Annotated in this window: 20 protein-coding genes, 1 tRNA gene and 1 pseudogene; 11 read left to right on the top strand and 11 right to left on the bottom strand. The window is 73.4% G+C overall.

The features are described from left to right. The 3 genes from ACFE86_RS13920 to rsmA all read left to right on the top strand — a co-directional run. A partial coding sequence (locus ACFE86_RS13920) for an LPS-assembly protein LptD (protein WP_375455919.1) occupies positions 1–1,518 on the top strand: 1,518 nt, incomplete at its 5' end. An 87-nt stretch (positions 1,519–1,605) separates the two neighbouring features. Further along, complete coding sequence (gene pdxA, locus ACFE86_RS13915) at positions 1,606–2,724, top strand: 4-hydroxythreonine-4-phosphate dehydrogenase PdxA (protein WP_375455918.1); 1,119 nt, start codon at positions 1,606–1,608, stop codon at positions 2,722–2,724. Beyond that, positions 2,721–3,566, top strand: coding sequence for a 16S rRNA (adenine(1518)-N(6)/adenine(1519)-N(6))-dimethyltransferase RsmA (gene rsmA, locus ACFE86_RS13910; RefSeq protein ID WP_375455917.1), 846 nt, complete (start codon positions 2,721–2,723; stop codon positions 3,564–3,566). Before pdxA ends, rsmA begins: the two co-directional genes overlap by 4 nt. A 48-nt stretch (positions 3,567–3,614) precedes the next feature. Here the strand turns inward: rsmA and ACFE86_RS13905 are convergent, their stop codons facing one another. From ACFE86_RS13905 to ACFE86_RS13890, 4 genes are all read right to left on the bottom strand, one after another. Further along, complete coding sequence (locus tag ACFE86_RS13905) at positions 3,615–4,583, bottom strand: Tim44-like domain-containing protein (RefSeq protein WP_375455916.1); 969 nt, start codon at positions 4,581–4,583, stop codon at positions 3,615–3,617. A gap of 133 nt (positions 4,584–4,716) precedes the next feature. Then, entirely contained in the window at positions 4,717–5,805 is a 1,089-nt protein-coding gene (locus ACFE86_RS13900; protein WP_375455915.1) for an ATP-binding protein, read from the bottom strand. 83 nt (positions 5,806–5,888) lie between these two features. Further along, the gene (locus tag ACFE86_RS13895) at positions 5,889–6,521 is read right to left on the bottom strand and encodes a helix-turn-helix transcriptional regulator (protein WP_375455914.1); all 633 of its coding nucleotides are present in this window, start codon (positions 6,519–6,521) and stop codon (positions 5,889–5,891) included. Between the two features lie 59 nt (positions 6,522–6,580). Beyond that, positions 6,581–6,721 (bottom strand): hypothetical protein, encoded by a 141-nt coding sequence (locus ACFE86_RS13890; RefSeq protein WP_375455913.1) that lies wholly within the window; start codon positions 6,719–6,721, stop codon positions 6,581–6,583. On the opposite strand from ACFE86_RS13890, the gene ACFE86_RS13885 reads away from it, so the two are divergent. After that, positions 6,711–7,058, top strand: a complete 348-nt coding sequence (locus ACFE86_RS13885; RefSeq protein WP_375455912.1) for a DUF952 domain-containing protein — start codon at positions 6,711–6,713, stop codon at positions 7,056–7,058. The genes ACFE86_RS13890 and ACFE86_RS13885 overlap by 11 nt on opposite strands. Next, positions 7,055–8,131 (top strand): quinone-dependent dihydroorotate dehydrogenase, encoded by a 1,077-nt coding sequence (locus tag ACFE86_RS13880; protein ID WP_375455911.1) that lies wholly within the window; start codon positions 7,055–7,057, stop codon positions 8,129–8,131. The genes ACFE86_RS13885 and ACFE86_RS13880 overlap by 4 nt, the downstream gene beginning before the upstream one ends. A 9-nt stretch (positions 8,132–8,140) precedes the next feature. Here the strand turns inward: ACFE86_RS13880 and ACFE86_RS13875 are convergent, their stop codons facing one another. After that, a complete protein-coding gene (locus ACFE86_RS13875) occupies positions 8,141–8,431 on the bottom strand; it encodes a hypothetical protein (RefSeq protein ID WP_375455910.1) in 291 nt (96 codons plus the stop codon). 31 nt (positions 8,432–8,462) lie between these two features. Continuing rightward, on the bottom strand, positions 8,463–8,882 hold the full coding sequence (locus ACFE86_RS13870; RefSeq protein WP_375455909.1) for a rhodanese-like domain-containing protein: 420 nt from the start codon (positions 8,880–8,882) through the stop codon (positions 8,463–8,465). An 80-nt stretch (positions 8,883–8,962) separates the two neighbouring features. On the opposite strand from ACFE86_RS13870, the gene ftrA reads away from it, so the two are divergent. Next, complete coding sequence (ftrA, locus tag ACFE86_RS13865; protein WP_375455922.1) at positions 8,963–9,976, top strand: transcriptional regulator FtrA; 1,014 nt, start codon at positions 8,963–8,965, stop codon at positions 9,974–9,976. A 13-nt stretch (positions 9,977–9,989) separates the two neighbouring features. On the opposite strand, the gene ACFE86_RS13860 is transcribed toward ftrA, so the two are convergent. Beyond that, the gene (locus ACFE86_RS13860) at positions 9,990–10,874 is read right to left on the bottom strand and encodes an HpcH/HpaI aldolase/citrate lyase family protein (protein ID WP_375455908.1); all 885 of its coding nucleotides are present in this window, start codon (positions 10,872–10,874) and stop codon (positions 9,990–9,992) included. A 205-nt stretch (positions 10,875–11,079) separates the two neighbouring features. Here ACFE86_RS13860 and ACFE86_RS13855 point away from each other — a divergent pair, with 205 nt between their 5' ends. Beyond that, entirely contained in the window at positions 11,080–11,427 is a 348-nt protein-coding gene (locus ACFE86_RS13855) for a hypothetical protein (RefSeq protein ID WP_375455907.1), read from the top strand. Positions 11,428–11,437: 10 nt separating this feature from the next. Here the strand turns inward: ACFE86_RS13855 and ACFE86_RS13850 are convergent, their stop codons facing one another. The 3 genes from ACFE86_RS13850 to ACFE86_RS13840 form a co-directional block, all read right to left on the bottom strand. Further along, complete coding sequence (locus ACFE86_RS13850) at positions 11,438–12,715, bottom strand: MATE family efflux transporter (RefSeq protein ID WP_375455921.1); 1,278 nt, start codon at positions 12,713–12,715, stop codon at positions 11,438–11,440. 240 nt (positions 12,716–12,955) lie between these two features. Further along, on the bottom strand, positions 12,956–13,216 hold the full coding sequence (locus ACFE86_RS13845) for a hypothetical protein (protein WP_375455906.1): 261 nt from the start codon (positions 13,214–13,216) through the stop codon (positions 12,956–12,958). 36 nt (positions 13,217–13,252) lie between these two features. After that, entirely contained in the window at positions 13,253–13,603 is a 351-nt protein-coding gene (locus ACFE86_RS13840; RefSeq protein ID WP_375455905.1) for a DUF6460 domain-containing protein, read from the bottom strand. 219 nt (positions 13,604–13,822) lie between these two features. On the opposite strand from ACFE86_RS13840, the gene ACFE86_RS13835 reads away from it, so the two are divergent. Genes ACFE86_RS13835 through pdeM form a run of 3 tightly spaced genes read left to right on the top strand, consistent with a single transcriptional unit; the run spans position 13,823 to position 18,044 of the window. Beyond that, on the top strand, positions 13,823–14,779 hold the full coding sequence (locus tag ACFE86_RS13835; RefSeq protein ID WP_375455904.1) for an alpha/beta hydrolase: 957 nt from the start codon (positions 13,823–13,825) through the stop codon (positions 14,777–14,779). Next, positions 14,695–17,298, top strand: a complete 2,604-nt coding sequence (locus ACFE86_RS13830; RefSeq protein WP_375455903.1) for a ligase-associated DNA damage response DEXH box helicase — start codon at positions 14,695–14,697, stop codon at positions 17,296–17,298. The genes ACFE86_RS13835 and ACFE86_RS13830 overlap by 85 nt, the downstream gene beginning before the upstream one ends. Positions 17,299–17,330: 32 nt before the next feature. Beyond that, a complete protein-coding gene (gene pdeM / locus ACFE86_RS13825; protein ID WP_375455920.1) occupies positions 17,331–18,044 on the top strand; it encodes a ligase-associated DNA damage response endonuclease PdeM in 714 nt (237 codons plus the stop codon). Between the two features lie 174 nt (positions 18,045–18,218). Here pdeM and ACFE86_RS13820 read toward each other — a convergent pair. After that, positions 18,219–18,290: transfer RNA gene (locus tag ACFE86_RS13820), tRNA-Thr, on the bottom strand. A gap of 208 nt (positions 18,291–18,498) precedes the next feature. Between ACFE86_RS13820 and ACFE86_RS13815 the strand changes: the two are divergent. Beyond that, positions 18,499–18,791, top strand: a pseudogene (locus ACFE86_RS13815) (AarF/ABC1/UbiB kinase family protein); the annotation flags it as partial.

Genomic DNA, 18,791 nt, shown 5'->3' with positions numbered 1-18,791 from the left:
TACTTCCGCGAGGCGGTCTCGACCGCCTACCTGATCGGCCAGGGCGACCGCTCGTGGTTCGAGGCGCGGGGCTACTACTTCAAGGGTTTGTCGAGCTTCGACTGGCAGAAGGAGCAGCCCCTCGTCCTGCCGGTGATCGACTACGACAAGCGCGTCAACGGTCCGGGCCCGCTCGGCGGCGAGGTGCGGTTCCAGGCCAACATCACCAGCCTGACCCGCGAGGCGACGGACTTCCAGGGCCTGCCGCGCAGCGGCACCTACCTGTTCAGCCCGAGCGTCAACGGCATCAGCTACCCGCTCTACGAGACCTGCACGACGTTTACCCGCAACACCTGCCTGATCCGCGGCCTGGCCGGCACCGACACGCGCGCCTCGGCGCAGCTCTCCTGGCGGCGCACCTTCATCGACGACCTCGGCCAGGCGATCACCCCGTTCGCGTACCTGCGCACCGACGCGTTCTTCGTGAACCCGAGCCTGTCGGGCTACCAGAACGCGCTCGTGCCGCAGATCGCATCCGTCGACGACGGCTTCACCGGCCGGGTGATGCCGGCGGTCGGCATCGACTACCGCTATCCCTTCGTCAGCGACTTCGGGCCGCTCGGCGTCCACACCCTGGAGCCGATCGCGCAAGTGATCGCACGGCCCTCCGAGACGCGGATCGGCCACCTGCCGAACGAGGACGCCCAAAGCCTCGTCTTCGACGACACATCGCTGTTCCAGTGGGACAAGTTCTCCGGCTACGACCGCGTCGAGGGCGGCGTGCGGACCAATCTCGGCGGCCAGTACTCGGTGGTGACGGCCTCGGGCTGGTACGCGAACGCGATGTTCGGCGAGTCGATCCAGCTCGCGGGGGTGAACTCGTTCCGCCGCGGCGACGTCGCCAATGTCGGCCTCGATTCCGGCCTCGAGAACAGACGCTCCGACTTCGTCGGCCGCGTCCAGGTTTCGCCGAACCAGAACATCAGCTTCATCACCCGCGCCCGCTTCGATCAGGCGGACTTCAAGGTGAACCGCTTCGAGACCGGCGTGACCGCACGCTTCGCGCCGTTCCTGCCGCTGACGCTCTCGACGTTCTACGCGTATTACGAGGCGCAGCCGCTGCTCGGCTTCGACCACCGCCGCGAGGGCATCACCGCCACGGCGACCTACAACATCACCCCGAACTGGTTCGTCACCGGCTCCGCGCTCGTCGACCTGACGCACTACCTCGACACGCGCACCCTCTACACCGACGCGCTGGCGAGCTACCTTGCCAACCCGGCGGGCTCGTCGCTGCCGACCTACCAGAACCCCGGCCGCCTCTACCTCTCCGGCATGAGCATCGGCGCCGGCTACCAGGACGAGTGCACCACGGTCTCGCTCAACTACATCGTCTCGCCGGTGGCCACCGTGACCGGCCTCAGCGAGCGCAACCGGACGGTGCTCCTGCGGGTCGAGTTGAAGACGCTGGGCGAGGCGGACCTGCGCCAGAACGTCGGCAGCATCGCCACCGCCGACGGTATCGCGTCCGCCCGCTGACGCGCCGCCGCTCGCGGCGGACCGGACGGCCTGCTACAGGCGAGCCTTCCGCCGACGCCATGCAAGCCTTCCCATGCAAGCTTTCCCATGCAAGCCCTCGCCCTGACCCTCGGAGACCCGGCCGGCATCGGGCCGGAACTCGCCCTGGCGGCGTGGCTGGCGCGCGCGGGGCGCGACCCGCTGCCGCCGTTCTTCCTCGTGGCCGACCCCGGCTTCGTCGAGCGCGTCGCCCACCGCCTCGGCTTCTCCGTGCCGGTCGCCGAGATCGACCCCGAGACGGCGGTCGCGGTGTTTCCGCGGGCGCTGCCCGTCGTCGCGCTGCCGAGCGGCGCCGCGACCGAGGCTGAGCCCGGCATGCCGGATTCGGGCAGCGCCGGTGCGACGATCGAATCGATCACCGCCGCCGTCGGCTTCGTCCGCACGGGCCGCGCCGCGGCGATCGTCACCAACCCGATCGCCAAGTTCGTGCTGACGAAGGCGGGCTTCGCCCATCCCGGCCACACCGAGTTCCTCGCGGCCCTCTCGGTGCCCCCCGGACGCGCACCGCCGCGGCCGGTGATGATGATCTGGAGCGAAGGGCTCGCGGTGGTGCCGGTGACGATCCACGTGCCGCTCAAGGACGTGCCCGGCCTGCTGACGCAGGCGCTCATCGAGGAGACCGCCCGCATCGTCGCCCGCGACCTCGCCGGGCGCTTCGGCCTGGAGCATCCGCGCCTCGTGCTCGCCGGGCTCAACCCGCATGCGGGCGAGTCCGGCACCATCGGCCGCGAGGACCGCGACGTGCTGGCGCCCGCCGTCGCCCGGCTGCGGGCGGAGGGCATCGACATCCGCGGGCCGCTGCCCGCCGACACGCTGTTCCACGCGCGGGCGCGAAGGACCTACGACGTCGCGCTGGCGCCGACCCACGACCAGGCCCTGATCCCGATCAAGACCATCGCCTTCGACGAGGGCGTCAACGTCACCCTCGGCCTGCCCTTCATCCGCACCTCGCCGGACCACGGCACCGCCTTCGACATCGCGGGGCGCGGCGTCGCGCGGCCGGACAGCCTGATCGCGGCGATCCGGCTGGCCGACCGGCTGGCCCGCACCGCCGCCGCCCGCGCCGGCATCGACGGCCGCACCGCGGACGTGATCCCGCTCCACGCCTATGCCGGCCGGCCGCGCTCGGCCCCGGCGGCGCATTTCGACGCCGAAGACGAGTTGTGAGCTCCCCCGACGGCCTGCCGCCGCTGCGCGAGGTCGTGGCGCGGCACGGGCTGGAGCCGCGGAAGGCGCTCGGCCAGAACTTCCTGTACGACCTCAACCTCACCGGGCGGATCGCCCGCGCCGCCGGGCCGCTCGACGGCGTCACCGTGCTGGAGGTCGGGCCCGGCCCCGGCGGGCTGACGCGCGCGTTGCTCGCGGAGGGTGCCGCGCGGGTGATCGCGGTGGAGCGCGACCCGCGCGCGCTGCCGGCGCTCGCCGAGATCGCCGCGCATTATCCCGGACGCCTGGAGGTGATCGACGCGGACGCGCTCGCCTTCGACCCGCGCCCGCTGATCGGGCGCGCGCGCGCGCAGATCGTCGCCAACCTCCCCTACAACGTCGGCACTGCGCTGCTCGCCGGCTGGCTGGACGGCGAGGTCTGGCCGCCGTGGTGGGAGTGCGCCACGCTGATGTTCCAGCGCGAGGTCGCCGCGCGCATCGTCGCCGACGAATCCGCGCGCGCCGACTATGGACGCCTCGGCGTGCTGTGCGGCTGGCGGACGCGGAGCGAGATCCTGTTCGACGTGGCGCCCACCGCCTTCGTGCCGCCGCCGAAGGTGACGTCGAGCGTGGTCCGCATCGTCCCGCGCCAAGCCCCCCTGCCCTGCCGGGCGGGCGCGCTGGCCGCGGTGACGCGGGCGGCCTTCGGGCAGCGCCGCAAGATGCTGCGCCAGAGCCTGAAGGGCCTGACGCCCGATCCCGGCGCCCTGCTGGCGCGGGCCGGCATCGCCGGGACCGCGCGGGCGGAGGAGGTGCCGGTCGCAGGCTTCGTGACGCTCGCCAACCTCTGGGAAGCGCACTAAAAAGCCGGCGCCCCGTAGGGACGCCGGCGGTCGTTCGGGCGCAGGCGGTCAGCGAGTCTGCTGGATCGCCGACACGGTCCACGGGCGGCCCTGGCTGCGGACGAAGGTCCACAGCTCGGTCGCCTCGCTCGGCTCGGTGGCGACGACGCGGTCGGTCTTCCGGTCGAGCGTCACGTCCTTGAGGGTGTAGCGCATCGCCACGGTGGCGAATTCCTGGCTGCCCTCGCCCCACGCCTCCGACAGGTCGCCCTGCTGGAGCATCACCTCCGCGATGCGGTTGACGACGCCGCGGGCGGCGTTGTTGCGCAACTCCTCCTCGAAGTAGCCGGCCATCTCGGGCGTCGCGAGGTTGCGCAGGCCGACCACGTCCTCGTGCGAATAGGCGTCCTGGACCTCGCCCAGGAGCTTCTCGAACGCCTGGAAGTCGTTCGGGCCGATCTGGACCGGGCGCTGCTGCGGCGGACGCTGGGCGCCGCCCATCATCCCGCCGAGGCCGGCGCCGCCCATTCCGGTGTTGCCGCCACCGGGGCCGGCATTCGGGTCCATGCCGGTGCGCGCGTAGGGCGCGCCGGCCGCAGCCGGCTGGCCGTTGCGGCGGCGGAACCAGCGCACCGCGAAGGAGACGAGCAGCACGACGAGGCCGACCTGCAGCAGCAGGCCGAGCATCGAGGCGATGCCGCCCATGCCCCCGAAGAAGCCGCCGCCGAGCAGTGCGCCGAGCAGGCCCGCGCCGAGCAGGCCCGCCATGAAGCCGCCGCCGAAGCGCGGCCGCGCGGCCGGCGCCTGCATGCCGGGATTGTTCATGCCCGGCGACGGCTGGGTCTGGGTGCGCTGCATCGGGGCGGCGGTGGGCGCCGTCGTGGTCGCCGACGGCGCATTGAAGGTGCGCGAGCCCCGCGAGCCCATGCTGCCGCCGCCGCCCGGACGGGCCTCGACGGCGGGCGCCGCGACCGTCAGCGCGGCAGCCAGCGCCAGGATGGTCGCCGTACGCTTGCGGCGCGTGGTGGAGGTGAGCATCGATCGGCCTCTGGTGAACGGAGAACGTCATGGCGCAAGCGCCGACGATGATATGGTGACGCGCGGGCCGGTGTTTTAGTCCGCGGGATCGGCGCGTTTTGCGGATCGTTTCGTTCGGATCGTTCCCGCCCGGTCAGGACGCGCGCCGGTCCGGGGCCGCGGGGAAGACGAGGCGCACCTGCGTCCCCTCGCCGGGCCGGCTGTCGAGGGCGATGGTGCCGTTCTGGCGCTTCATCAGCCCGTGTACGATGGCGAGCCCGGCGCCGCGGCCGGCCTCGCGGCTGGTGGCGAAGGGCGCCAGCGCCCGGGTCAGCATCTCCGGCGACATGCCGCTGCCGGTGTCGGTGACGCGGATGCCGACGGCGCCGTCCTCCGGCCGCTGCACCGAACGGTCGCCGGGGGCGATGCGGAAGGTCTCCAGCCGGATCGTGCCGCCGTCCGGCATCGCCTCGCAGGCATTCGCCACGATGTGGCCGAGCGCCAGTTCGACCTGGATCGGGTTGCTCACCGCCCGCGGCAGGCCGGGCGTGCCGGAGACGTCGAGGATCACCCCGGCGGGCAGCCCCGGCCGCAGGCGCCCGGCGGTGCCCGAGACCAGGGCGTCGAGATCGACCGGGCGCACGTCCGGCGCGATCTTGCGCGAGAAGGCCAGCAGTTGCCGGGTGAGGATCGCGGCGCGCTCGGTGGCGTCGGTCGAGCGGCTCATCGCCCGCTGGATGAAAGGCTCCGGGCTGTCGCCGAGCCGGCGCTTCAGCCCGTCGATGTAGCCGATCAGGATCTGGAGGAAGTTGTTGAACTCGTGCGCGACGCTGTTGGTGAGCAGCCCCAGCGCCTCCCGCTGGCGCGACAGCGCCAGCGCGCTCTCGGCGTCCCGCCGGCGCGTCACGTCGGCGACCTGCCCGAGGCGGTAGGGGCTCCCGGCGACGGGAACCAGCGTCAGGCTCGCCCAGAACGTCGCGCCGTCGCCGGTGGCCGCGAGGAACTCGCTCGACGTCCCGTCAGGAATCCCGCCGCGCTCGTGGGCCAGGAAGCGGATATTGGCCCCCAGCACCGCCGCGGCCTCGCGGCCCGCGAGCCGGAGGAAGGCCGGGTTGGCGTAGACGATCGGCTCGTCGGGCACGCGCGGATCGGACAGGAAGGCCGGCGCGGCGGCCTCCAGCAGCGCGATCCAGCCGGCATCCGGCGCCGGGCCGTCCCGGCCGTCCGCCTCGGGCTCTGCCATGGTGTCGTCCGGCCTCGCGGAGCCAGCGCCCGCAACCCGCACAGCGATAGCGGCATCCGGCCGGCCGGCCAAGCCGGCCGCCGCTACTGCCGAATCCACATCACCCGCGCGATCCAGGCGATCTCCCCGACGTTGAGGACGCGGTCGGCGTGCTCGGGGTTCAACGAGGCAAGCTCCACCGTGCGGGCGGTGCGGCGGCGCAGTTCCTTGGCGAGCACCTCGCCGGCGTGCAGCCGCACGACCACGCGGTCGCCCTTGCGCACGCCGGCCGAGGGCGAGACGATCAGCACGTCGCCGTCGCGGAACAGCGGCAGCATCGAATCGCCCTGGACCTCCAGCGCGAAGGCGCGCTCCTCGCCGAGATCGGGGAACGCGATCTCCTCCCAGCCGGGGCCGCCCGCGGGCACGCCCTCGTCGGTGAACTGGCGCCCGGCGCCGGCCTGGGTCAGGCCGATCAGCGGCACAAGGGTGCGCGGCGGGCCCGCGCGCGCCTCGATCAGGCGGAGGAACTCGTCGAGGCTGGCGCCAGTGGCGGCGAGCACCTTGGAGACCGACTCGGTCGAGGGCCAGCGTTTGCGCCCGTCGACGCCGACGCGCTTGGAGCGGTTGAAGCTCGTGGCGTCGAGGCCGGAGCGACGGGCGAGGCCCGAGGCCGAGAAGCCGTGCCGCTCGGCCAAGCGGTCGATGGCGTTCCAGATCTGCTCGTGGGACAGCATGTCGGGCCCGGGGCGCGGAGGGCCGCCGAGACGCACGGCCTAGTTGTAGGAAATTAGAACTACGGATGGAAAAAGGCAATCGATCCCGGCGGCAGCGCTTCGCCGCCGAGACCGTACTGCACTGCACGATCCGGTTGCCAGATCACGGCCGGGCGCCCTATCGACGGCGCAGGAAAGCCGGTGCCGCCGATGACGCTCATCTACAAGATCTGTCCCGAACCGCTCTGGCGGGCGGCGGAGGCCGCAGGCCGCTTCACCGGCTCGGGCGTCGACCACGCCGACGGCTTCATCCACTTCTCCACCGCCGCCCAGGTCGCCGAGACCGCGCGCCGGCACTTTGCCGGGCAGCGCGACCTGTTGCTCGTGGCCGTCGAAGCCGAGGCCCTGGGCTCTGGCCTGCGCCACGAGCCCTCCCGCGGCGGCGCGCTGTTCCCGCACCTCTACGGCGACCTGGCGCTCGGCGCCGTCCGGAGCGTGGCCGCGCTGCCCCTCGGCGCCAACGGCGTCCACATCCTGCCCACGGACTTCGCGGCGTGATCGGCGCACTGTTCCCGCTGCTGCGGCCGGTGCTCCACAGCCTCGATGCCGAGGACGCGCACAACCTCACGATGCGCGCGCTCGCGCTGATGCCGCCGCGCGCGCCCGCCGCCGACGACCCCTCCCTCGCGGTCGACCTGTTCGGGCGGCGCTTCCCCAACCCGGTCGGGCTGGCGGCGGGCTTCGACAAGGGGGCGCAGGCGCCTGACGCGCTGCTGGGCCTCGGCTTCGGCTTCGTCGAGGCCGGCGGCGTGGTGCCCCGGCCCCAGCCCGGCAATCCGCGTCCGCGGGTGTTCCGGCTCAGGGGCGACCGGGCGGTGATCAACCGCTTCGGGCTGAACAGCGAGGGGATCGACGTGGTCGCCCGGCGGCTGCGGGCGCGGGCCGGGCGGCCGGGCCTCGTCGGCGTCAACGTCGGCGCCAACAAGGACGCCGCCGACCGGATCGCCGACTACGTCGCCTGCACGGCGCGCCTCGCGCCGCTCTGCGCCTTCGTCACCGTCAACGTGTCCTCGCCCAACACGCCGGGCCTGCGCGACCTCCAGGGCGAGGCGTTCCTCGACGACCTGCTCGCCCGCGTGGTCGCGGCCCGCGACGCGGCGGCGCCGGCGACCGCGATCCTCCTGAAGATCGCCCCCGACATCACGCTTCCCGCCCTCGACGCGATCTGCGCGACCGCGCTGCGCCGCGGAGTACAGGGCCTCGTGGTGTCCAACACCACGCTCGCGCGGCCCGCCGCGCTCACCGAGGCGCGGCTGTCGGCTGAGGCCGGGGGCCTCTCCGGCCGGCCGCTGTTCGGGCCGGCGACGCGGCTGCTCGCCGAGACCTACCTGCGCGTCGGCGGCACGCTGCCGCTCGTCGGCGTCGGCGGCATCGATTCGACGGAGGCCGCCTGGACCAAGATCCGCGCCGGCGCGAGCCTGCTGCAACTCTACTCGGCCCTGGTCTACGAGGGCCCGGCCCTCGTCGGCACGATCAAGCGGGGTCTGGTGGCGCGGCTGCGGGCGGAGGGGCTGGCCGGGCTGGCGGCCGCTGTCGGGCGGGACGCTGCGGAGCTGGCGCGGACGGCCTGATCGGCCTCCTCACCCCGCGGGCCTCCTCCGCCCCGTTCCGGCCAGCACCGCGCAGGCCGCGCCGAGGCCGAGCAGCACCCACTTCAACGGCAGCATCGCGGCGGCCTCGCTCGGGACCGGCTCCGCCACGAAGCGCCCGGGCGCGACCTCGACGCCCGGCCTGCCGTGCGCCCGCGCATCCCTGATCTGTGCCGCGGTGACGGCCCACCCGGCATCCTGCGCGCGGTCATGCGCCATCGCGGCGACCCCGACGGCGCAGCCGGCCCCGAGCGCCGCGAGAACCCGCATCCGTGCCCGCATCGATCTCCTTCCGCCGCGCGCCGAGCGCGCATCATTCGGCCGCCGTCCCGCCCGGCGCCGGGCCCGTCGCGAAGGCGAAGCCCTCGTCGGCCCAGCCGGTGATGCCGCCGATCATCAGCTTCACCCGGCGCCCGAGCCCCGCAAGCCGCAGGGCGGCCCGGTCGCCGCCGTTGCAGTGCGGCCCCGCGCAATACACCACGAACAGCGTGGCGTCCGGCCAGGACGACAGGGTTTCGGCGGTGATGCTCCGGTGCGGCAGGTTCAGCGCGCCGGGGACGTGGCCGCGGGCGTAGGCCTCCGGGCCGCGCACGTCGAGGAGCACGAAGTCAGACGCGCCGGCGGCGAGCGCCGCGTGAACGTCGGCGCAATCCGTTTCCAGGGCGAGGCGCGCCGCGAAATGGGCGCGGGCCGCCATCGGGGCAGCGGCATCGTCGGCAACGGCGCTCGGCATCGGTCTTTCTCCTTCACCATGTCGGTGGCGAGACGGTAGGCGGCACGAGGCCGGTCTGGTGAGCGGCACGCAGGCCGCTTATCGTCAGGATCGTGCCAAAAAACGGATTCGCCCGAGGGGCCGCCGCGCGGCCGGTCGTCGTGCTCGCCTATGACGGGCTCTGCACCTTCGAGTTCGGCTGCGCCGTCGAGGTGTTCGGGTTGCCGCGCCCGGAGATGGGGCCGGACTGGTACCGCTTCGCGGTCGCGGCGATCGAACCCGGCCCGCTGCGCGCAACGGGCGGCGTTCAGGTGCTCGCCGACGGCGGGCTCGACCTGCTGGCAGGGGCCGGCACCGTCATCGTTCCCGGATGGCGCGGCGTCGACGCCCCGGTGCCGGAACCGCTCTGCGCCGCGCTTCGCGCCGCGCATGCGGAGGGCGCGCGCATCGTCTCGCTCTGCTCCGGCGCCTTCGTGCTCGCCGCCGCCGGGCTCCTCGACGGGCACGACGCGACGACCCATTGGCGCTACGCCGAGGAACTGGTCCGGCGTCATCCCGGCCTGCGCTTCGTGCCGGACGTGCTCTACGTCGATGCGGGCCGCGTCCTCACCGCCGCCGGCAGCGCGGCGGGCCTCGACCTGTGCCTTCACCTCGTCCGGCGGGACCACGGCACGGAGATCGCCAACCGGATCGCCCGCCGCCTCGTGCTTCCGGCCCACCGCCAGGGCGGGCAGGCCCAGTACGTCGAGGGGCCGGTGCCGTCCTTGCGCGCCGCCGGCTCGCGGCTCGCGCCGCTGCTCGACCGCGTCCGGGGCGCCCTGGACGAGGATTGGACGGTGGCGCGGCTCGCCGCAGAGGCGGCGCTCAGCCGGCGCGCGCTCCACCGCCGCTTCCAAGCCGCGACCGGGCTGAGCCCCGGCGCATGGCTCGTCGCGGAGCGGGTGGAGCGAGCCCGCGCGCTCTTGGAGGCATCGCGGCTGCCGATCCCGGAGGTGGCCGCGGCCTGCGGCTTCGGATCGGCGGCGACCCTGCGTCACCATTTCCGCGCCCGGCTCGACACCAGCCCGGCGGCCTATCGCGGCACGTTTCCGGCGCCATCCGCCGGCGGCGGATGAGGAGGGGCGCCCCTCACTGCCCCTTGGCGGCGATCGCCTCGGCCCAGGACACGGCGCGCTTGGCCATGCCGACGTGCTGGCGCTCGTACATGCGGTTCTCGACCTTGATCGCCGCGCGCTTGGCGTTCTCCGGCCGGTCGAAGGCGTCGAGCACGAGGCGGGCGCGGCGCACCTCCTCCTCGGTCGGGGCGAAGGAGGTGTTGGCCGGCTCCAACTGGTTGGGGTGGATCAGCGTCTTGCCGTCGAAGCCGAGGTCGCGCGCCTGCCGGCACTCGGCGCGGCAGCCCTCGACGTCGCCGATGTCGTTCCAGACGCCGTCGAGGATGGTCAGGCCCTCGGCGCGGGCGGCGGCCAGGGCGAACATCATCCACGGCAGCATCGGCACCCGGCCCGGCACGAGCTGCGCCCAGGTGTCCTTGGCCAGATCGTTGGTGCCGAGCACGAAGCAGGTCAGCCGGGTGCGCCGGTCGCGGCTCGCGCGGGCGATGTCCTGGATGTTCAGGATCGCGGCCGGCGTCTCGATCATCGCCCAGACGGCGATGCCGTCGGGCGCGTCGAGGGCCTCCAGGTGGTCGGCGATGCCCTCCAGCACCGCCGGCGAGGACACCTTCGGCATCAGGATCGCGTCCGGCCGCGCCGCGATCGCCGCGCGCAGGTCCTGCTCCCCCCACGGCGTCTGGGGGGCGTTGACGCGGATGATCAGCTCGCGGTCGCCGTAGGCCCCGCTCTGGACCGCGGCGCAGACCTGCGCGCGGGCGAGGTCCTTCTCCTCCATCGAGACCGCGTCCTCCAGGTCGAGGATCAGGCAGTCGGCCGGCAGCGTCTTCGCCTTCTCGAGCGCGCGCGGGTTCGAGCCCGGCATGTACAGGACGCTGCGGCGCAGGCGGAGATCGGACATGGCACTTCCCCGGTGATTTTCGGGCGGACCCTATCGCAAGCGGCCGGCCATGGCAGGGGCGCGACGGCCGAAAGCCGGAAGATTCCGGCGCGATCGAAACCGCGGCCCTCGGGTCCCGCGGGCGGCCCCGCCGGACCTCCGGGCCGCCCCGCTTCGGTCACGGTCAGCGGCCAGGATCGGTCCGGCGGCGAACCAAGAGTTCAAGATGATGCGACACGCGCTGTTCGGCCTGATGCTGGCGACGGTCCTCGCGCGTCCCGGGCCGGCTTCGGCTGCGAGCGACACGATGGTCGGCGTCGGCTCCGGCGCGGTGGCAGGCGCGCTGGTCGCCGGCCCCGTCGGCGCGGTGGCCGGTGCGGTGATCGGCGGGGTCGTCGCGTCCTCGACGGCGCGGGCGCGGCGCGCGCGCCCGCGCCCCGCCCCGATGGTGCGTCAGCGGCTCGCGCAGGCGCCCGCCCGGCGCGCCGTCCGGCACCGCGCCGAGGCGACGCCGCCGGCCGACCGGCCGCGGGCAGGCGGCGGCACGGCCACCTCCTGGAAGGACCCGCGCTGACGGCGCGGCTTCAGGGGGCCTCGCCCGCAAACGTCCGGCGCGCGAGGATCGGGTAGGCGAGCGCCTGCCCGACGCCCCGCGCGGCGAGGAAGCCGAGGAAGGCGAGCCACAGGCCGGCATTGCCGAGCGCCAGGCCCTGGACGAGGACGAGCGCCGCGCAGTAGGCGGCGAGCGCGGCGAGCATCAGGTTGCGCATCGCCCGCGTCCAGGTCGCGCCGATGTAGATGCCGTCGTAGGCGAACGGCAGCGCCGCGACGAAGGGCGCGGCGGCGGCCAGCGGCAGGTAGCGCCGAGCGACCGCGCGCACCGGCTCGCTGGTGGTGACGAAGTCGATGAAGGCGTGGCCGCCCGCGAGCGCCAGCAGGCTGACGCCGACCCCGAAGCCGAGGCACCAGCGCAGCGACAGCGACGACGCCCGGCGAAAGGCCCCGGCGTCCCGCGCGCCGATCGCCTGCCCGCACAGGGCCTCGGCGGCGGTGGCGAAGCCGTCGAGGAAGAAGCCGCCGATCAGGAAGAGATTCCACAGGACGGCGTTGGCGGCCAGCACCGCGTCGCCCTGCCGCGCGCCGAGCGCCGAGAACAGGACGATGCCGGCCACCAGCGCCAACGTGCGCACGATCACGTCGCCGTTGACGGCGAGCGTCCGCCGGAGCGCCGCCGCGTCGCGGATCTCGGCGAGCGGCACCCGCCAGGGCTTCGAGCCGAGGCGGGCGAGCAGCACCAGCCCGAGCCCGAGCCCGGCCGCCTCGGCGATGAGCGTCGCCAGCGCCGCGCCGGCGAGGTTCAGGTCGAGGCCGAGCACCAGGGCGAGCGTCAGGCCGATGTTGACGGCGTTGATCGCCACCTGCAGCAGCAGGCCGAGATCGGTGCGCCCGCGCCCCAGCACCGAGCCGAGCACGGCGTAGTTGGCCAGCGCGAACGGCGCCGAGAGGATGCGGACGTGGAAATAGGTCGCCAGGCCTTCGACCACCGCGGGGCTGGCGCCGCTGATCCGGAAGGCCACCGCCGCGATCGGCCCCTGCAGGATCGCCAGGGCGAGGCCGGCGATCAGGCCGGCGGCAAGCGCGCGCGCGAGCGTCCGGTCGACCTCGCCCGCGTCGCGGGCGCCGACCGCCTGCGCGGTGAGGCCGGCGGTGGCCATCCGCAGCGAGCCGAACGACCAGAACAGCGCGTCGAAGATCACGGCGCCGAGCGCGATCGCCCCGAGCAGCGCCGCGTCGCCCAGCCGCCCGATCACCGCCGCGCCGACGAAGCCGAGCATCGGCGTCGTGACGTTGGCGAGCGTCATCGGCAGGGCCAGGGCGAGGACGCGGCGGCCGGTGACGGGGAGCGGTGGGGTCAAGGGCTCTCGCGATCCGGTTCGACGCCCGCACGTCGGCGCTCGAAACGATCAGGGACGCGTTACCGCGACGGACCGGCGGGCATCAGTTTCCCTTCGACGCCTGACGCATGTGCCAGCGCAGGGCCACGTAGCCGATCGCCACGATCACCATCGGCAGGACGACGTTGGCGTAGATTGCGAGTTCCATCACTTGAGCGTCCCGAGCGCCTGCCGCGCCATCAGATGGAGAAGGAGCGCGGCGAGAAGCCAGAATATAGCAGTCCCGGTGTAGAAAGCACCGTCTCGGCCGGGCAAAGCCGCGCCCAGCCCATAAAGTGCCGCGGCCGTCGGCCCGAGGATTCCGACCGTGACGCAGGCCGTCGATGCGCGATCGAGCGCATTGGCCAGGAGCTTCGCACGCTCGTTGGCGATCGCGAGGTCGAGCTTGGTCCGATCCCCTGAATCCATGCGCGGCGGCCCCCTCCCTCGGATCGGTCGAGGCGCCTACTTCGACACCGCGAACAACCGCGCGATCAGCCACAGCGGCACCACCACCGCGGCGCCGGCCAGGATCCAGGTTCCGAAATCGTGGAACGTCGCGAGGCCGAGGTCGATCAGCGCGCGGGCCGAATCGTAGACGTGCCAGAACAGGCGTCCCGGGGTGAGCCCGAGCATCGCCATGAAGGCGCCCACCAGCACCGAGAGGAACAGCAGCCGCAGAAACACGCCCGCCGGCGAGCCGCCGAGGAAGCGGCGCAGGGCCGAGCCGCGGGGGCGGGAGGCCGCCGGATCGTGGGCGTAGGGAGCCCCCTGATAGGACGGACCCTGGCGGCGCGGGTCGTGCTCGACGATCATGGAAGACTTCCTCGAAGCGAGCGCCTTCCAAGCGCCCGAAGCCGGCGGAACCGTGACGGATGCACCACACCCGGCGCGAAACCGGATCGCGCTTCGGGCGTTCGGCGGTCTCACCGTGCGGGACGAGATGGCAATGCGGCGCCGGGGCGCCAAGATGCCCGCGGGACCCGAGCGGAGCGCCGCGCCTGCCGCGCCCGAAACGACGAGACGAAACGCCCCATGATCGACCACGCCCTGTTCGAGCCGGGAACGATCGATCCGGACACCAGGCGGCTCAACGCCGAGATCGTCGCGGCCCACGCGGCGCAGGCCGACCCGTGGTCGCTGCCGATCGCTGAGGTGCGCGCGCGGCGCCGCGCCGGCACGCCCGCCTCGCCGGCGATGCCGCGCAGCGCGCGCGCCGAGACGCTGACGATCGACGGCCCCGGCGGCGACCTGGCCCTGCGGGTGATCCGCCCGAAGCCCGGGGCGAAGCTGCGCGGCGCCTACCTGCACATCCACCGCGGCGGCTGGGTCTGGGGCTCGGCCGACGAGCAGGACCCGTGGCTGGAGCGCATCGCCGACGCCTGCGGCTTCGTCTGCCTCTCGGTGGAGTATCGGCTGGCGCCGGAGCACCCCTACCCGGCGGCGCTCCTCGATTGCGAGGCGGCGGCGCTCTGGCTCGCAGGCCCCGGCAAAGCCGAGTTCGGCGTCTCGGCGCTGACCATCGGCGGCGAATCGGTCGGCGCGCATCTGGCCGTGATGGTGCTGCTGCGGCTGCGCGACCGGCACGGCCTGCCGCGTGCGTTCCGCGGCGCCAACCTCAACGCCGGCTTCTTCGACCTCGGGCTCACGCCCTCGGTGCGCAACTGGGGCGAGGAGCGCCTCGTGTGCAACACCCGCGACCTCACCGCCTTCGCCGACGGCTACGTCCGGGACGGCATCGACCGCCGCCGGCCCGACGTGTCGCCGATCTACGCCGACCTGAAAGGCCTGCCGCCGGCGCTGTTCACCGTCGGCACCTGCGACCCGCTGCTCGACGACACGCTGTACATGGCCGGCCGCTGGGCGGCGGCAGCGAACGGCGGCCACACCGCGGTCTATCCGGGCGGATGCCACGTGTTCATCCGCTATCCCAGCGCGATGTCGGAGCGCGCGCTCGAACTCATCGACCGCTTCCTGATGGCGCTCGCCTGAGCAAGCGCGCGGCAGCACCGCAGGATCCGGGACCGCTGCCGCCGGCCCTCGCGGCGTGGTTTTCCGCGCGCGGCTGGGCACCGCGACAGCATCAGCTCGACCTGCTGCGCATCGCGGGCGCGGGCCGCTCGGCGCTGCTCGTGGCGCCGACCGGTGCCGGCAAGACGCTGGCCGGCTTCCTGCCGAGCCTCGTCGCGCTGTCGCGGACGCCGACCAAGCCTTCGGCGCGCAGGCTGCACACGCTCTACGTCTCGCCGCTGAAGGCGCTGGCCGTCGACATCGCGCGCAACCTCGACGCGCCGGTCGCCGGGATGGGGCTGTCGGTGCGGGTCGAGACCCGGACCGGCGACACCCCGGCGCACAAGCGCACCCGCCAGATCGAGCGCCCGCCCGACATCCTGCTGACCACGCCGGAACAGCTCGCCCTGCTGATCGCCCACCGCGAGGCCGCGGATTTCTTCGCGGGGCTGCGCTGCGTGGTGCTCGACGAGTTGCACGCGCTCGTCACCTCGAAGCGCGGCGACCTGCTGTCGCTGGCGCTCGCCCGGCTGCACCGGCTGAGTCCGGGCCTCGTCGCGATCGGGCTCTCGGCGACGGTGCGCGAGCCGGACGAATTGCGGAAGTATCTCGTGCCGCAGAACGCGGCACCCCCTCCCCCCATGGCCGACCTCGTCGTGGTGCACGGCGGCGCCCCGCCCGACCTGCACCTGCTCGACACCGGAAAGACCCTGCCGCTCGCCGGCCACACCGCGTGGCAGTCGATGCCGGCGATCTACGACCTGATCGGCCGGCACCGCACGGTGCTGGTGTTCGTCAACACCCGGCTCCAGGCGGAATACACCTTCCAGGAGCTGTGGCGGCTCAACGACGACGTTCTGCCGATCGCCCTCCACCACGGCTCTCTCGACGCCACCCAGCGCCGCCGGGTCGAGGCGGCGATGGCGGCGGGCCAGCTCCGCGCCATCGTCTGCACCGCGACCCTCGACCTCGGCATCGACTGGGGCGACGTCGACCTCGTCGTCAATGTCGGCGCGCCGAAGGGCGCGAGCCGGATCATGCAGCGGATCGGCCGGGCCAACCACCGCATGGACGAACCATCGAAGGCCTACCTCGTGCCCGGCAACCGCTTCGAGATGCTCGAATGCCGGGCGGCGCTCGATGCGGTGGAGGAGGCCGCGCAGGACACGCCCGACGCGCGGCTGGGCGCGCCCGACGTGCTCGCCCAGCACGTCCTCGGCATGGCCTGCGCCGACGCCTTCGATCCGGTGGCGCTCTACGACGAGATCGTCTCGGCCGCGCCGTATGCGGGGCTGTCCTGGGAGGATTTCGAGGGCGTCGTCGATTACGTCGCCACCGGCGGCTACGCGCTGCGCGCCTACGAGCGCTTCGCCAAGATCCTGCGCGGAGCGGACGGGCTGTGGCGGGTGCGCGACGCGCGGGTGGCGCAGCAATACCGGATGAACGTCGGCACCATCGTCGAGGCGACGAAGGTGAAGGTGCGCCTCGCGCGCGCGCTGCGCGGGAAACCCGGCACGGTGCTGCCGAAGACCGGCCGGGTGCTCGGCGAAATCGAGGAGGATTTCGCCGAGACCCTGACGCCCGGCGACACCTTCCTGTTCGCCGGCGAGGTGCTGCGCTTCGAGGGCCTGTCGGAGGACGAGGCGATGGCCACGCGGGCCGGCCCCGGCACCGACCCGGCGATCCCCTCCTATGCCGGCGCCAAGTTCCCGCTCTCGACCTTCCTCGCGGCGCGGGTGCGGGCGATCATCGCCGACCCCTTCGCCTGGGACCGGCTGCCGAAGCAGGTGGCCGACTACCTCGCGCTCCAGCGCAGCCGCTCGGTGCTGCCGGGGGAGCGCGACCTGCTGGTCGAGACGTTCCCCCGCGGCGGGCGCCACTACCTCACGGCATTCCCGTTCGAGGGCCGGCTCGCGCACCAGACGCTCGGCATGCTGCTGACCCGGCGGATGGAGCGCGCCGGCCTGCGCCCGCTGGGCTTTGCCGCCAACGATTACGGCATCGCGGTCTTCATGACCCGCGACCTCTCCGAGCGCATCGCCGCGGAGCCGGGGTTCCTGGCCGAGCTGTTCGCGCAGGACATGCTCGGCGACGACCTCGAAGCGTGGCTCGACGAATCGTCGATGATGCGCCGCACGTTCCGCCAATGCGCGGTGATCGCCGGGCTGATCGAGCGCCGCCATCCGGGCCTGAAGAAGACCGGGCGGCAGGTCACGATCTCGACGGACCTGATCTACGACGTGCTGCGCAAGCACCAGCCCGACCACCTGCTCCTTCGCGCCGCGCGCCAGGATGCGGCAACCGGACTCCTCGACGTGCGCCGCCTCGGCATGATGTTGGAGCGCGTCCAGGGCCGAATCACCCACAAGGCCCTGGACCGCGTCTCGCCGCTCTCGGTCTCCGTGATGCTGGAGATCGGGCGGGAGCGGGTCTACGGCGAAGGTGCCGACGAGATCCTGGCCGAGGCCGAGGCCCAGCTTCTCGAAGAGGCGCTGGGGTGACGCCCCCCTTACCCACCGACGAGGACACCATCTTGGCGCTCGGCCTGAGACTCGAGAAGACTCAAAGATCCCCCGGCCTTGTGCTCGCCGGCGAGAGCCTCACCCTCGACCTGTGCGGCGGCATCTGGCTTTCGGCGCACCGCACGCTGATCGTCTCCGACCTCCACCTGGAGAAGGGCTCGGCCTACGCCGCCCGCACCAGCCAGTTCCTGCCGCCCTACGACACCCGCGAGACCCTGGCCTGCCTGCACGAGGCGGTGGCGCGCCACGATCCGGCCTGCGTCGTCGCGCTCGGCGATTCGTTCCACGACGCCCGCGGGCCGGAGCGGATGGAGCCCGGCGACCGGGCGATGGTCGCGGCGCTGCAGGAGGGCCGCGACTGGGTCTGGATCGCCGGCAACCACGATGCGGCGGTCGCCGAGGGCGTCGGCGGGCGCTATGCCGACGTGCTGAGGCTCGGCGGCCTGACGCTCCGGCACGAGCCGATCTCAGGCCCCGCGCCGGGCGAGATCGCCGGCCATCTCCACCCCTGCGGCAAGGTCGCGATGCGCGGCCGCGCGGTGCGCCGGCGCTGCTTCGTCGGCGACGACACCCGCCTGGTGATGCCGGCCTTCGGCGCCTACGCCGGCGGGCTGAACGTGCGTGACAGGGCCTTCGAGCCGCTGTTCCCGAACGGCTTCACCGCGCATCTTCTGGGTGACGGCCGGGTGTTCTCGATCGGCCGGACGATGCTGGCGAAGGACTGAACGTGTCCCACCCGGGGGGTTGGGCAGGAACGACGATCCGCATCGCGACGGCATCGCCACGACGAACGAGGCGACGGACCACGTCGGCCATCGGCTCTGGCCTGCTGCGCAGCCCAGGAACGGCCAAAACGTAGCCGTCGGCGAGACGATCATGGGAGCGGTCCGAGACCGCGGTGCCGGTGGAGAGGATCGAACTCCCGACCTTCGGTTTACAAAACCGCTGCACTACCGCTGTGCTACACCGGCCCACGCTGGGCTAGCTAACAGGGGCGGATCGGCGGTTCAACCGGGACCGGTGGCGCGTCCCGCGACGCAAGGGCCCATTCCCCTGGCAGCGCGCCGCGGACAGCTTATCTCGAGAGGACGGAACACCTCTTGGACGATCGGCCGCTGCACCCCGGGGTGGCCCTTCTTCGCCGGACGGGTGTTCACGGGAAGGACGCGAACCTATCCGATGGCCGAGACCGACCGCGAAGCCAACCGCTTCTCCGCCCGCGCCAGCCGCTACGCCCGCGTCGGCGCCAATGTCGGCGGCGTCGCCGCGCGGATGGCCGGCGCGCGGCTGTTCGGGCGTGAGGGGACCACGAACGCCGCGGCGCTGGCCCAGGCGCTCGGCGGGCTGAAGGGCCCGATCATGAAGGTGGCGCAGTTGCTCGCCACCGTGCCCGACCTGCTGCCGCCGGAATACGCGGCCGAGTTGCAGAAGCTCCAGGCCGACGCGCCGCCGATGGGCGCGGCCTTCGTCAA

Origin of the sequence: uncultured Methylobacterium sp., assembly GCF_964244095.1 — a bacterium.
In the GTDB taxonomy this organism is placed as follows: domain Bacteria; phylum Pseudomonadota; class Alphaproteobacteria; order Rhizobiales; family Beijerinckiaceae; genus Methylobacterium.
The sequence above is the reverse complement of the archived record's forward strand: the minus strand, read 5'-3'. Positions and strand labels throughout refer to the sequence as shown.

Excerpts from the sequence above, each read along its gene's own strand:
- pdxA (WP_375455918.1), top strand. The coding sequence starts at position 1,606 with ATGCAAGCCCTCGCCCTGACCCTCGGAGACCCGGCCGGCATCGGGCCG.
- ACFE86_RS13905 (WP_375455916.1), bottom strand. The coding sequence starts at position 4,583 with ATGCTCACCTCCACCACGCGCCGCAAGCGTACGGCGACCATCCTGGCG.
- ACFE86_RS13900 (WP_375455915.1), bottom strand. The coding sequence starts at position 5,805 with ATGGCAGAGCCCGAGGCGGACGGCCGGGACGGCCCGGCGCCGGATGCC.
- ACFE86_RS13895 (WP_375455914.1), bottom strand. The coding sequence starts at position 6,521 with ATGCTGTCCCACGAGCAGATCTGGAACGCCATCGACCGCTTGGCCGAG.
- ACFE86_RS13885 (WP_375455912.1), top strand. The coding sequence starts at position 6,711 with ATGACGCTCATCTACAAGATCTGTCCCGAACCGCTCTGGCGGGCGGCG.
- ACFE86_RS13890 (WP_375455913.1), bottom strand. The coding sequence starts at position 6,721 with ATGAGCGTCATCGGCGGCACCGGCTTTCCTGCGCCGTCGATAGGGCGC.
- ACFE86_RS13875 (WP_375455910.1), bottom strand. The coding sequence starts at position 8,431 with ATGCGGGCACGGATGCGGGTTCTCGCGGCGCTCGGGGCCGGCTGCGCC.
- ACFE86_RS13870 (WP_375455909.1), bottom strand. The coding sequence starts at position 8,882 with ATGCCGAGCGCCGTTGCCGACGATGCCGCTGCCCCGATGGCGGCCCGC.
- ACFE86_RS13860 (WP_375455908.1), bottom strand. The coding sequence starts at position 10,874 with ATGTCCGATCTCCGCCTGCGCCGCAGCGTCCTGTACATGCCGGGCTCG.
- ACFE86_RS13855 (WP_375455907.1), top strand. The coding sequence starts at position 11,080 with ATGATGCGACACGCGCTGTTCGGCCTGATGCTGGCGACGGTCCTCGCG.
- ACFE86_RS13850 (WP_375455921.1), bottom strand. The coding sequence starts at position 12,715 with ATGACGCTCGCCAACGTCACGACGCCGATGCTCGGCTTCGTCGGCGCG.
- ACFE86_RS13845 (WP_375455906.1), bottom strand. The coding sequence starts at position 13,216 with ATGGATTCAGGGGATCGGACCAAGCTCGACCTCGCGATCGCCAACGAG.
- ACFE86_RS13840 (WP_375455905.1), bottom strand. The coding sequence starts at position 13,603 with ATGATCGTCGAGCACGACCCGCGCCGCCAGGGTCCGTCCTATCAGGGG.
- ACFE86_RS13835 (WP_375455904.1), top strand. The coding sequence starts at position 13,823 with ATGATCGACCACGCCCTGTTCGAGCCGGGAACGATCGATCCGGACACC.
- ACFE86_RS13830 (WP_375455903.1), top strand. The coding sequence starts at position 14,695 with ATGCCACGTGTTCATCCGCTATCCCAGCGCGATGTCGGAGCGCGCGCT.